The organism is Flavobacterium sp. (assembly GCF_028712645.1).
Classification (GTDB): domain Bacteria; phylum Bacteroidota; class Bacteroidia; order Flavobacteriales; family Flavobacteriaceae; genus Flavobacterium.
The window spans coordinates 1-12,851 of the sequence record NZ_JAQTPQ010000090.1 but is presented as its reverse complement, the minus strand read 5'-3'; the positions used below and the strand labels follow the sequence as shown (position 1 = coordinate 12,851).

The following is a 12,851-nucleotide window of genomic DNA, read 5'->3' as shown; positions in this document are numbered from 1 at the left end:
TTCAAGTCTTATAACCATAACTTAAAAAAATAAGAAAATGAAAAAATTAATGATTGCAGCTTTACTTGTTGTTGGAATGTCAGGTTTTGCTCAAAACAGACAAGAAATGGGAAACAGACCCGATAGATCCGAGATGGAAAAAATGTCTCCTGAACAGCAAAACCAGTTGATGTTGAAAAAAATGACACTGGAACTTGACTTGAATGCAAAACAGCAAGAACAAGTTAAACAAATTATTGTTGAGAAAAGTGCCAAACGGGAATCTATGAAAACAGAACGAATGGCAAAGAAAGATGAGGGGAAAAAGCCCACTGCTGACGAACGTTTTGAAATGAAAAACAAAATGCTCGATGAACAAATTGCAATGAAAGATAAAATGAAAAGCATATTATCGCCAGAACAATTTGAAAAATGGAATGATCTAAAAGAAAAACATCAAGAAAAATTTCAGGAAAGAAAACACGACAGAAAACCTGATCACAATTAAGAATTATAAAAAAAACTTCCAGCTCAACTGGAAGTTTTTTTTCAACTAATAATTACAAAAATTAAAAAGTTTTTGAAACTTTATCTATCGCTTGAATAGTAAAATCTAAATCCTCGTAAGAAAGAGCATCTGTAATAAACCAAGTTTCATAAGCTGATGGCGCAATATAAATTCCTTCTTTCAATAATCCGTGGAAGAATTTTTTGAAGGTTTCATTATCTCCTTTGGCAGCACTTTGAAAATCAACAACTGGCTCAACTGCAAAATGAACGGATACCATTGAACCAATGCGATTGATTGTAAAATCAACTTTGTTAGCTTTTAAAACTTTATCAATTCCAGCAGCTAAATAAGCCGTTTTTTCTTCTAATCTTTTAAAAATTGCTGGTTCTTTATCTAATGCTTGCAACATTGCTAATCCAGCAGCCATTGCCAAAGGATTTCCTGACAATGTTCCCGCTTGATAAACTGGTCCAAGAGGTGCTAAAAAATTCATTATTTCATTTCTGGCAGCAAAAGCACCCACAGGCAAACCACCACCGATTACTTTTCCAAAGCAAACAATATCTGCTTTGATATTGAACAATTCCTGAACTCCACCTCTTGCAAGTCTAAAACCCGTCATTACCTCATCAAAAATCAAGAGAATATTATTGTCTGTACATAATTGGCGTAAGCCTTCTAAAAATCCTTTGTTTGGAGGAATACAACCCATATTTCCCGCAACAGCTTCAACAATTATAGCTGCTATTTCATTTTTATTGGCATCGATTAAAGCTGCAACATTTTCTAAATCATTGTATCTTGCTAGCAAGGTATCTTTGGCAGTTCCGGCAGTAACTCCTGGACTGTTTGGAGAACCAAAAGTTATGGCTCCGCTTCCTGCCTGAATCAAAAATGAATCTGAATGACCGTGATAACAACCTGCAAATTTAATGAATTTGTCTTTTTTAGTAAATCCTCGAGCTAGACGAATGGCACTCATACAAGCTTCGGTTCCTGAATTTACGAATCTAATTTTATCGATATTTGGAACCATCGAAACTGCTAATGCAGCAATTTCTGTTTCAATTTCTGTTGGCATTCCAAAAGAAGTTCCCAATTTTGCTTTCTCGATTACAGCATCAACAACTGGTTGAAAAGCGTGACCCAAAATCATTGGCCCCCAAGAATTGATATAATCAATTAATTTATTTCCATCTTCGTCAACTAAATAAGCTCCTTTGGCACTTTTAACGAAAATTGGAGTTCCTCCAACAGCTTTGAAGGCACGAACTGGAGAATTTACACCTCCGGGAATCACTTTTTCTGCTTCAGCAAAAAGCTGACTACTTCTTTGATATAACATCGTCTTTATTTTAAAATTATTGATTGTCCTATTGAAATTGAATTGTCTGAAAGTTTATTTTTTTTTCGAATCTCTTCAATTGGAATATTATATCTTTTCGAAATAGAATACAAAGTATCTCCTTTTGAAACTACATATAAATCCGTTTGTTGATAATCATTAGGTTTATTCCTTTCTGCCACTTCATTTTTACCATATTCACTATCATATTGATACAATTGAAACCGCTCGATTAAACTAATTAATTTAGCTGGATATTGAGAATCTGTAGCATAACCGGCATCTTTAAGTCCTCTGGCCCAAGCTTTATAATCGGTTCTGCTCAATTTAAAAAGTTGGGAATATCGTGAACCAGCAGTTAAAAAAAGAGCGTGATCACGAAAAGAATCATAAGGATTATCATATTTTCTGAAACATTCGTCAATAGTATCATCATCATATTTTATGCTTTCTCCCAACCAATCTTTGTGGCATTTTATTCCAAAATGATTGTTTGCCTGAACACACAATGGCCCAGTTCCTGATCCTGATTCTAAAATGGCTTGACCTAGAATTATACTTGCGGGAATTCCATATTTTTTCATATTGGATTGCGCTACATCTTTATAATTTTCGATGTATTCCAAAATCATTTTATTAGTAACTTTTACACGAGTTGTTGCTTCTAGAACTTGTGTTTCTGGAGTATTGTTTTGTGATTTTTTTGTGCTAGCTGTATTTTCATTTGCCTTTTTAGATGATGATTTTCTTGTGGTTCTCACCTCTGAATCATAGGTTTTCGAGCCTTTTTTAGTTGTTTGAATTACTGACTTGCTCGTATGACAACTTACGAAAAACAGGAGTGTTATTAATAGTATACTTATTCTAATCATTGAAATCTATTATTGGTAATTTTTTGGCTTTCAGTTTCAGATTCATTCCTGCAATTCCTTGAATTCCTCCGGTGTGAATGAGTAAAATTTTTGCGTTTTCTGAAAAATATCCACTTTGAATCAAATCATTAACTCCAAAAACCATTTTTGCTGTGTAAATAGGATCCAAAGGAACTTTATTCTCTTCATAAAACATATTTATAAAAGCAATTAATTCCGAGTTCACTTTTCCGTAACCTCCAAAATGATAATCCGTAATTAATTCCCAGTTCTCATTCTGGACAAATTTACGAATTTCCTCTTTTAAAAAATCAGCTTTCAGGGCTGGAAATCCCAAAACTTTTTGATGTGGTAAAATACTGTTTATGATTCCCGAAATTGTTCCTCCTGTTCCAACGGCACAACACACATAATCATACTGAGAATCGCCATTAGTTAGAATTTCCTCACAGCCTTTGACGGCAAATTCATTGGTTCCTCCTTCGGGAACTAGGTAAAAATTGTTGAATTTTTGTCTTAAATTCTCCAGAAAGTTTGCTTCGGTTTTGTGGCGATAGTCTTCACGAGTCACAAATTCGAATTGCATTCCACATTCTTGAGCAAATTTCAATGTTGGATTTTCGGATATTTTACTTTCCAATTCATCGCCACGAATTACACCAATGGTTTTGAAACCGTTTTCTTTTCCGGCGAAAGCTACTGCTGCAATATGATTAGAAAATGCACCACCAAAGGTGAGAAGTGTATCCTGATTTTCAGCTTTTGCCTGAACTAGATTGTATTTAAGTTTTCGGAATTTATTTCCAGATACAATTGGATGAATCAAATCCTCTCGTCTTATGGAAACGGAGACATTATTTGAGTTTAATTTTATTTCTTGGGTTGGTACTTCTTGCAAAACAAATTGTATTTACTGCAAATATACAACACAAAATGATTGGTTATTTGCATACTGTTTACTGCAATAAGGTTGTAGATAACTAATAAACTAGTTTTTTACAATAATTTTTCTACCCATTTCAATTTTGTCACTGGTAGTCAATTTTACAATGTAAATTCCATCACTTAAATTAGAAGTTGGAAAAGTGTAAGATGTATCGGTTCCTAACTGATTTTTAGAAAACATCAACCTTCCTACAACATCATATAAATTGCAAGTGGCGATTTCTAATTGTAAAGGATTATCAATTATCAAATTTTTACTTGCATTATCTTGATGCACGATAAAGTTTTGATTTTCGATCTCCATTGTATCCACTCCCAAAGTACCATTGTTGAATGTAATTTCATATTGAGTATTGTAAGTTCCAGCTGGCAATGTTAAATCATAAAAACTGTTTTTAATATCGTAAAATAAATTAGTCGTTTTGTCGTGTAAGTACACATTGGTAACTTCAGGAATATTTTGCATTTGATTCACTGTGATTTTATAATTAGCTTGAGCCCAATTTCTAAAACCAATTGGAATTTTCTTGTCAATATCAAAAGGAACAACATCTACAACATACTCATTCCCATTTATTACAAAATAATTATTTGCTGGCCCATCATTTGGCGATGCCGCATCCATAGCCCTATCAACATCATCAGTAGATAATGGATCGAATGCTAGAACCATTTGACTTATTGGTCCGTTGTCTAATAAAGTATTAAATCTGATTTGTGGTGTTACATTTGTTGTAGCAATGGTTTTATTGTTGGCTCTTTTCTCAAACTGTGACAAGTTAGCTGCTCCTTCTTTTACAAAGACTCTATAACTATTTTTCATTTGAACATTACCACTTGCATACCCTTCAATCATAAAACCTTGCCCAATTGGCGAATATTTTCTTTCATAAATATTACCTGGACTAGTTATTGAAGTTATTTCTCCACCAGATCCGTCATAGGAATAGAAAACAGCAGGAATATATATATTACCAGCTGTATAAGTTGCATAACCGCCTCTATAATCAGCAATATAGTGAGAATTTATCATCTTGTCCTGCTCCCAGAAATAAGCAGAACCTGTGCAATTTAATTCTCCTACTAAGAATGCCTGTAAATCTATTGCTGAGGGATAAGGATTTCCAGTTAATGTTAGTTCGCCAACAAGAACAGGAATATCAATAGTACCATCATTAGGTTTTCCTCTAAAATCATACCTTTGATGTTTACCATCAGGGTTATTTTGAACCCCATTGACTGTAGTTGTATTTGTTCCAGAAGAACCTTTCATAGTAAATCCTTCACCAGGATTTATTGTTAAGCCTGAACCTGCTTGTACCCAATCAGAATAAGAACTATTAACAATAAATTTATAGATCCAATAAGGTGCAATTGCAAAAGGAGAAGCAGTACCATCATAAATATTGGATGCCAAAATAGTTGCCGCTGTAGTTGCTGTTTCTGTAGTTGGAGCTCCCAATTGAGAAATTCCAAAAGGATTATTTATCGATGTTGAAGAAGCAATGTTTCCTACTGGAGAACACCAATAATTGTATTGAAAATTACTAACTGTTCCCTCTTGAAAAACAGACAAACTACCCACTCCAATATTAGCTCCAGCACCTGTGGTCCCTTGCAATAACTGACCATCATTTCTTAAATAAAAATTACTGTTGGTTCCGTTTAATTCTATTGCATTTTTAACATAAACAAATTGGTTGCTTGCATAAACATAAGCACTAGCATTATTTGTAACAAACATATCTTGCGCATTTCCTAGTGACTGGAACAAAAATCCAGCAATAAGTACTAATGATTTTTTAAGTAATTTTGAGTTCATAATTTTAAGATATTAATTATACCCAACTCTTTTTGTTCTAGCAGTTTGAAATTATTTTCATCTGAAAGCCACAATAAATTTAATCATTTTTTTTTACAAAAAATCTATTAAATACATTTTTTATCGATAAAATGCAATATTTATATATTTTATAATCTTTGTATTACAATAATTAATTATTGAAAGAGCTTTGAATATTAAAATAAAATAGATTAATATTCTTAATGTAAATGGGTTCAACGATTTCATCCAAATATCACGGGTAGAATTCAAATTACCTATAGAAAGTTCTAAATAATCTGCATAGGAAAAATTTACTGCAAAGTGTATAGCTGACAAAAAAATTAGAAGAAAAAAAAAGAATTGCAAAAATACTCATTTAATATTCGTACATTTTTAAGCAATTATCAGCATAAAAATCAATAAAAAAATTGTAAGATATATTATCTGTAAAAAGTCGAATCCAACCATTAACCGAATAAATTTACCTTTAGTCTAAAATATGTTGTATAATTTAAATCATATTATGTAAAAAAAACAATCAATATCAATAAATTATATTAAATTCGTACTGATTATTTGTTATATCTCAAATCTATAACTCTTCAATTATGAAAAAAAATAGCCTATTGACATTATGTTTATTCCTAATAATGTCACATTTTAATGCAAATTCGCAAGTAGGTATTGGAACTACAACCCCCAGAGGGGCATTTGAAATTAATTCTTCAACAAATGGTTTTGTACCTCCACAAGTTGCACTAACATCAATTGCGGCATCTACCCCCGTAATAAACCCACAAGGAGGCGGAGTCCCAATAGCAGGAACAATAGTTTACAACACTGCTACTGCAGGAACAACTCCAAATAACGTTACTCCAGGTTATTATTTTTGGAACGGATCCGTTTGGATAAAATTTGCAGCAGGTGATACTTCTGCCGACATTGAGGATGATCTAAGAGTTACTATTGACAAAGGATCAAATTCAGCACAATTAGGAAGTTTAACAGGCATATCTGGTCCTGAAATATGGTTTTTTAGAGATGGTCAAGGAGTAGAAGCAATGTCTTTTACCCTTCAATTACCTCATAATTGGAAAGACGGAACAACTATTTATCCGCATATTCACTGGGTTCCTAGATCAAGTGCATCAGGAAATATGAAATGGAACTTGGATTATTCTTGGGTTAATATCGACGGAACATTTTCTGCAGCTACTACAAGTTCAGTTATTGTAAACGGACCATTTACAGCTAATAAACATCTTTTAACAGATTTAACTTCTGGCAATGTAGGCATTGATGCAACTGGGAAAACTTTTTCAAGTATATTAATTTGCCGTATTTGGAGAGATTCCAGTTCAGGAACTGATACTTATTCTGGTGATGCTGGAGGACTTTCAATGGATTTTCATATATCCATTAAAAATCCTTTCGTTGAATATCCATAATCTTCACAAGACTATATATTTCAAAAAATCCCAAAAAGACCTTTGCTTTAAATAGTAAAGGTCTTTTTCATTAATATAAGCTTCTCGCTCAAAGCTAATGTTTCTATATGCCAAATCAATATTTTTGAATTGTATCAACCGAATTATAAATTCAAGGAGATACCAAATAAAAAAAGGAAGAAGCAACAATTCCATCTGTTGACGCAAGTGGATACATTCGTGATTTACTAAAACTTTATTTTCTTTATCCAATGGATATTTTACAAACACAAACGGAAACACCGTCAATCCTTTATATCCTTTCGGTATTAAATATTTGGCAACAATAAGAAACATTCGTTATAAAGTATATAAATTTGTAGTTATGAACGAGCAAAGTAATGAAAATAAATTAATTGAAGGCGAAGATTTTTATTATACGCCCGAAGGTTATAAATGTTTCACCGAGAAATACCATCTAAAAAAAGGGTATTGCTGCAAAAGTGGTTGTCGTCATTGTCCCTATGGATTTGACAAAAAAACAGGAGAAATTAAAAAAAGAAGTGTTTAGGAAATTTGAAAATGTGATAATATACCAAATTAACTAATAATCGAATCAACAAACAAAATAATTATGACTTTCAAAGAACAGATTCAAGAAGGAATTCCAAGCATATTACCTCTCCCAAAACCACATAAATTAGAAATAAATCACGCTCCAAAACGAAAAGAAATTCTTTCAATTGAAGAAAAAAAATTAGCACTTCGTAATGCACTTCGTTACTTCGAACCTCAACATCACGCTGAATTAATTCAGGAATTTACCGAAGAATTAAATACTTACGGACGCATTTATATGTATCGTTTTCGTCCTGATTATAAAATGTATGCTAGACCAATTTCAGATTATCCTGGAAAATGTGAACAAGCAAAAGCCATTATGCTGATGATTCAGAATAATCTAGATTATGCTGTAGCACAACATCCTCACGAGCTAATTACTTATGGCGGAAACGGAGCCGTTTTCCAGAACTGGGCTCAATATTTATTGACAATGCAATACTTGTCACAAATGACCGATGAGCAAACTCTAACGATTTATTCAGGTCATCCAATGGGATTATTTCCTTCTCACAAAGACGCTCCAAGAGTTGTAGTGACTAATGGAATGGTAATTCCGAATTATTCAAAACCTGACGATTGGGAAAAATTCAATGCGCTTGGTGTTTCACAATATGGTCAAATGACCGCTGGAAGTTATATGTATATTGGCCCACAAGGAATTGTTCACGGAACCACGATAACCGTTTTGAATGGTTTTCGGAAAATAAAAACCAGTCCCGAAGGTGGATTATTTGTCACATCCGGATTGGGCGGAATGAGTGGAGCACAACCAAAAGCTGGAAATATTGCAGGTTGCATCACAGTTTGTGCCGAGGTAAATCCTAAAATTACGCATATTCGACACAGTCAAGGTTGGATCAACGAAGTCATTGAAGATATTGACGAATTGGTGCAACGAGTTACTTTGGCGAAAGCCAATAAAGAAATTGTTTCCATCGCTTACCTAGGAAATGTTGTGGATGTTTGGGAAAAATTCGACCAAGAAAATATTCATATCGATTTGGGTTCAGACCAAACTTCACTTCACAATCCTTGGGCTGGTGGTTATTATCCTGCAGACATTTCGTTTGAAACTGCTAATGAAATGATAGCTAAAAATCCTGATTTATTCAAAGAAAAAGTACAAGAAACTTTGAGACGTCACACCAATGCCATCAACAAACATACTGCAAAAGGAACTTACTTTTTCGATTACGGGAATGCTTTCCTTTTGGAAGCTTCTCGTGCTGGCGCTGATGTTATGTCCGAAAATAACATTGATTTCAAATATCCAAGTTATGTGCAGGATATTATGGGACCAATGTGTTTTGATTATGGTTTTGGTCCTTTCCGATGGGTTTGTGCATCTGGAAACCCCGAAGATTTACAAAAAACAGATACCATTGCCTGCGAAGTTTTGGAAGAAATGATGAATAATTCTCCAATCGAAATTCAACAACAAATGGCAGATAATATTCATTGGATAAAAGGTGCTCAGGAAAATAAATTGGTTGTGGGTTCGCAGGCTAGAATACTTTATGCCGATGCTGAAGGAAGAATGAAAATTGCAGAAGCTTTTAATCAAGCAATTGCCAAAGGAAAAATTGGAACAGTTGTTCTAGGTCGTGATCATCACGATGTTTCGGGCACAGATTCACCCTATAGAGAAACCTCAAACATCTATGATGGTTCCCGTTTCACTGCCGATATGGCAATACAAAACGTGATTGGAGACAGTTTTCGTGGTGCCACTTGGGTGTCCATTCACAATGGTGGAGGCGTTGGTTGGGGCGAGGTTATAAACGGTGGTTTTGGTATGGTTCTTGATGGTACAAAAGAAGCTTCAAAACGCATAGAATCAATGCTTTTCTGGGATGTCAACAACGGAATTTCCAGAAGAAGTTGGGCTCGAAATGAAGGAGCTATTTTCGCTATAAAAAGGGCTATGAACATTCAACCACTATTGAAAGTTACCCTTCCCAATATTGTTGACGAAAATTTGTTTCAAGTTTAATCTTTTAAAAACAAAAAATATGAAAACAATTAAATTATTACCCATTCTACTACTTTTCGTATTGAGTTCTTGTAGCTCAGTAAGTGTGTACTCTGATTTTGATAAAGGTGTCGATTTTAGCCAATACAAAACCTATGCTTTTCATAGAAAAGGCATTGATAAAGTTCAAATTTCAGAAATGGACAAGAAACGAATTCTTACTGCCATTGATTTAGAACTTAGCAAAAAAGGAATGACCAAAAGTGAAAATCCCGATTTGTTAATCAATATTTTTACCAAAGAGAGAGAACAAGTTGATGTATCCCAATTTAATGTTGGATGGGGTTATGGCTGGGGCTGGGGTTGGAATCCTTATTTATGGGGAGGACGAAATTATGTAAACACCTCAACCGAAGGAACTCTCTATATTGATTTAATTGATGCTAATAAAAAAGAATTGGTTTGGGAAGGTGAAGGCGTGGGTTATTTGACCCAGAATCGCTCAAAAAAAGAAGAACGAATCAATGAATTTGTTGCTAAAATATTGGCTCAATATCCACCAACTAAGAAGTAAATATTTTTTAACCCGTTGGGTTCAATTTCACATATTCATACCAAATTGTAAAACCGTAACATTGCTGTTGCGGTTTTTTATATCCATATATTACATAAGAAATTGATTCTACGGATAGGTTTGGATAAAATATTTTACTCAAAATAAACAACGTTAGTTACAGCGGGTGGGTTGAGTTTATAAGCAGAACCCACAGTTGCATATAATTTAGTTCCATCTGTTGTTAGTGCTACCGAATTATTGGTCCCTGAGAGATAGGAGGGCGAAATATCAGTAATGGCATAATTCGACAAATCTATTTTAAAAACTTTTGCTGTTCCTGTATTTATAAACAATTGATTCTTTGCTGGAATAATTACAACTTCTTTTGCTTCAGAAAATTGAGCAATCAATTTTTTTTGAATTATTTTTTGAGTTGATTTATTAAATACCAACAACAATACATTTTTATCATCACTTGATGTGGTTTTTGCATTGGTATAATTACTAAAGAAAAAATACACATTATTAGCATCATTACAAGATACCTTATAATCTGAACCTGTAGCTTGGGATCTGTAAACAGAAGTAGAATCTCTAAACACTGTTTTATTTGTATCGTCAACAGAATAAATACTTACATAGTTTGCAGAATGTCCATAATAACTAATCCCATTATTATTACTTGCATAATAAGCTTTCAAATGAGTTGGGTTGGCTTTGCAATAGGTTTCATCAATATCTAAAGTTCCTTTAAAAGTTAAATCTGAAAAGGTTGTAAGCACATTACTTGACAAATCAATAACCTGATTGGTTCCAATTCTGTACGCTTTTATTCCTGCAATATTTGCATCATAATACATAAACAAATTGGGGTTCGAAAACTTGTAACTACGTGTAACATTACTCGTAAAAGTATGTATTTGTGTATTTGTATCTAACTCACTTGGACCAATCCCGTTTAACCCTGTTTGCATATAAACTCCATATCTAACATCCGAAACATCAGCTTCTTTGTAAAAAAAAGGATTGTATTCAAAAGATGTTTTTCTGCAAAAAATTGAATCTCCTTGTATATTACTTCGGGCAAAATCATAAGTCGTGTTGTTCGGATTTGCATAAAACATTCCTTTATAAGACTGCGTCAAATGTCCGTTTTCATACTGCAATTGCATTGGAAATTCGCCAACACTCAATGGTATTCTTTGTCCTCCGAGAACGTGCCAACCATTTATTTCTTCGATTAAATGCGGAACTTTATTACTTGGATTTTGGATGTTTGAATTATGATCCGTTGGCGTACAAGAAACCAATATTATAATTATTGAAAATAGCTCAAAATATAGTTTTTTCATTTTTCAATTATTTTAAATTAAAGCCAACTCCAAAACCTATGTGCCAGGTTTTAATTCCAGATGTTGTATTCAAACTGTTTATCCATTTATAATGACGGATTCCTAAATCTATAAACATAGTAACTTTTCCTCCTGTTCCTAATGATGGTGAACAGCCATAACTGTACATCGTAGCCGTTCTATTCACATCGTTAAACGGATGTTCTATTAAGTCTAAATTCGTTTTTCCGTAATCAAAATACAATCCTGACAGAAACATTGTTACTAGTAACTTGGCTCCTTCGTCACTCCAAATCGGCGTACTTTCGGTTGTGGTATATTCAGAATATTTTGAATTACCAAATTCGTCAGTTCCTTTTACTTTATGAGTTATTTCTTCTATATAATACCCGTCAACAATTTTTCCTTTTGGCGAATAAACAGCCATATTGGCAAATGGTCTCACACGAATTCCTAAAGAAGTCATCTTAGCATTAAGTCCTTCCGACAAATAATTATTACTGGAAAAATTGGCAATTTCGTGATCCAATAATGCCGCAACGCTCAAGCCTGTTGTGCTCTTTTTACTGTAATTTGCAGCCAAAAAAGGAACTTCGGCACCAATATAAAATTTCATTAAATCACCAAGTGTGTAGAAATTTTTCATCTCTTTTTCTGGTGATGAATATGAAATGTCCGTAAAAACATTTACTTTCTTTAATCCAAATTGGATTTGAGATTTTGCCGAAAAAGAAACAAATAAGCAACCCAAAAAGATTGTTTTAAGAATAAGAAGTAGTTTTCTGTTTTTCATAAAATTAGATTTAATTACTTTCCAAAATTATGAATAGACGGAACAACGGGAAATACGAAGAAATGCGTATTTTGAATATAGCTATTTTCTAAAAAATCTTTTGATTATTCTCCAAAACCAAAAAATAATTACAACCGTAAATATCCAAGAAATAATTGGGCTGTCCTGAAATTGTTTTTTTACAACATAAACCACCATATTAAAATAGGAATCTGATTTTGGTTGCAAATAATTTTTGACAACCGTAATTTCGGGTTTCGGTGTTTTTTTTACCATAAAACTGTCTAATGTATCAACAGAAATTCCTTTGAGGGAATTCGAATCTGCTTTGATATTTATTTTTGATTCTTTTGAAATCGAATCCGTTTTTACCTGACTTTGAGCATAATTTGCACTCCAAACAAACAAGAAAACAAGCATTATTATTTTTTTCATTTTTGTAAAATTTAGAAGTTATTTTATTTGAAATAATACATTTTTTCATACTCAAAACCGTCTAATCGAAGCAGTTTTCTAAAATCGTCTCGACTGGGTTTTAGTACCACAAAAATGGTGTCGTTGTTCTCTACATTAACATCAAAAAGAATTTTCAATTGATCCGTAATTTTCACAAAATCTTTCCGTTTGCCCAATTGTATGTATTTATTGTT

The 12,851-nt window shown here is 33.2% G+C and carries 14 protein-coding genes; 5 read left to right on the top strand and 9 right to left on the bottom strand.

Going from position 1 to position 12,851, the window contains the following annotated elements; genetic code table 11:
• The first annotated feature begins 37 nt into the window (after positions 1–37).
• On the top strand, positions 38–487 hold the full coding sequence (locus PHC28_RS08585) for a hypothetical protein (protein ID WP_300098746.1): 450 nt from the start codon (positions 38–40) through the stop codon (positions 485–487).
• Positions 488–548: 61 nt separating this feature from the next.
• Here PHC28_RS08585 and hemL read toward each other — a convergent pair whose 3' ends face one another.
• The 4 genes from hemL to PHC28_RS08565 form a co-directional block, all read right to left on the bottom strand.
• On the bottom strand, positions 549–1,835 hold the full coding sequence (hemL, locus tag PHC28_RS08580; protein WP_300098743.1) for a glutamate-1-semialdehyde 2,1-aminomutase: 1,287 nt from the start codon (positions 1,833–1,835) through the stop codon (positions 549–551).
• 5 nt (positions 1,836–1,840) lie between these two features.
• Positions 1,841–2,707 carry a glucosaminidase domain-containing protein gene (locus PHC28_RS08575; RefSeq protein WP_300098740.1) on the bottom strand — a complete coding sequence of 289 codons (867 nt, stop codon included), beginning with the start codon at positions 2,705–2,707 and terminating at the stop codon, positions 1,841–1,843.
• A complete protein-coding gene (locus PHC28_RS08570; RefSeq protein ID WP_300098737.1) occupies positions 2,700–3,605 on the bottom strand; it encodes a 1-aminocyclopropane-1-carboxylate deaminase/D-cysteine desulfhydrase in 906 nt (301 codons plus the stop codon). Before PHC28_RS08570 ends, PHC28_RS08575 begins: the two co-directional genes overlap by 8 nt.
• 90 nt (positions 3,606–3,695) lie before the next feature.
• Positions 3,696–5,474 (bottom strand): T9SS type A sorting domain-containing protein, encoded by a 1,779-nt coding sequence (locus PHC28_RS08565; protein ID WP_300098734.1) that lies wholly within the window; start codon positions 5,472–5,474, stop codon positions 3,696–3,698.
• A 611-nt stretch (positions 5,475–6,085) separates the two neighbouring features.
• Between PHC28_RS08565 and PHC28_RS08560 the strand changes: the two genes are divergently transcribed.
• Complete coding sequence (locus PHC28_RS08560) at positions 6,086–6,925, top strand: hypothetical protein (protein ID WP_300098731.1); 840 nt, start codon at positions 6,086–6,088, stop codon at positions 6,923–6,925.
• 3 nt (positions 6,926–6,928) lie between these two features.
• On the opposite strand, the gene PHC28_RS08555 is transcribed toward PHC28_RS08560, so the two are convergent.
• Positions 6,929–7,261 carry a hypothetical protein gene (locus tag PHC28_RS08555; protein ID WP_300098728.1) on the bottom strand — a complete coding sequence of 111 codons (333 nt, stop codon included), beginning with the start codon at positions 7,259–7,261 and terminating at the stop codon, positions 6,929–6,931.
• Positions 7,262–7,289: 28 nt separating this feature from the next.
• On the opposite strand from PHC28_RS08555, the gene PHC28_RS08550 reads away from it, so the two are divergent.
• From PHC28_RS08550 to PHC28_RS08540, 3 genes are all read left to right on the top strand, one after another.
• On the top strand, positions 7,290–7,475 hold the full coding sequence (locus PHC28_RS08550; protein ID WP_300098748.1) for a DUF5522 domain-containing protein: 186 nt from the start codon (positions 7,290–7,292) through the stop codon (positions 7,473–7,475).
• A gap of 63 nt (positions 7,476–7,538) precedes the next feature.
• A complete protein-coding gene (locus PHC28_RS08545; RefSeq protein ID WP_300098725.1) occupies positions 7,539–9,521 on the top strand; it encodes a urocanate hydratase in 1,983 nt (660 codons plus the stop codon).
• Between the two features lie 19 nt (positions 9,522–9,540).
• A complete protein-coding gene (locus PHC28_RS08540; RefSeq protein WP_300098722.1) occupies positions 9,541–10,074 on the top strand; it encodes a DUF4136 domain-containing protein in 534 nt (177 codons plus the stop codon).
• A 134-nt stretch (positions 10,075–10,208) separates the two neighbouring features.
• On the opposite strand, the gene PHC28_RS08535 is transcribed toward PHC28_RS08540, so the two are convergent.
• From PHC28_RS08535 to PHC28_RS08520, 4 genes are all read right to left on the bottom strand, one after another.
• Positions 10,209–11,408 (bottom strand): hypothetical protein, encoded by a 1,200-nt coding sequence (locus tag PHC28_RS08535; RefSeq protein ID WP_300098719.1) that lies wholly within the window; start codon positions 11,406–11,408, stop codon positions 10,209–10,211.
• A gap of 7 nt (positions 11,409–11,415) precedes the next feature.
• Positions 11,416–12,201: a hypothetical protein gene (locus PHC28_RS08530; protein WP_300098716.1), complete on the bottom strand. Its 786-nt coding sequence runs from the start codon at positions 12,199–12,201 to the stop codon at positions 11,416–11,418.
• An 81-nt stretch (positions 12,202–12,282) separates the two neighbouring features.
• Complete coding sequence (locus tag PHC28_RS08525) at positions 12,283–12,636, bottom strand: hypothetical protein (protein WP_300098713.1); 354 nt, start codon at positions 12,634–12,636, stop codon at positions 12,283–12,285.
• Between the two features lie 23 nt (positions 12,637–12,659).
• The coding region (locus PHC28_RS08520) for a hypothetical protein (protein WP_300098710.1) at positions 12,660–12,851 on the bottom strand (192 nt) is incomplete at its 5' end.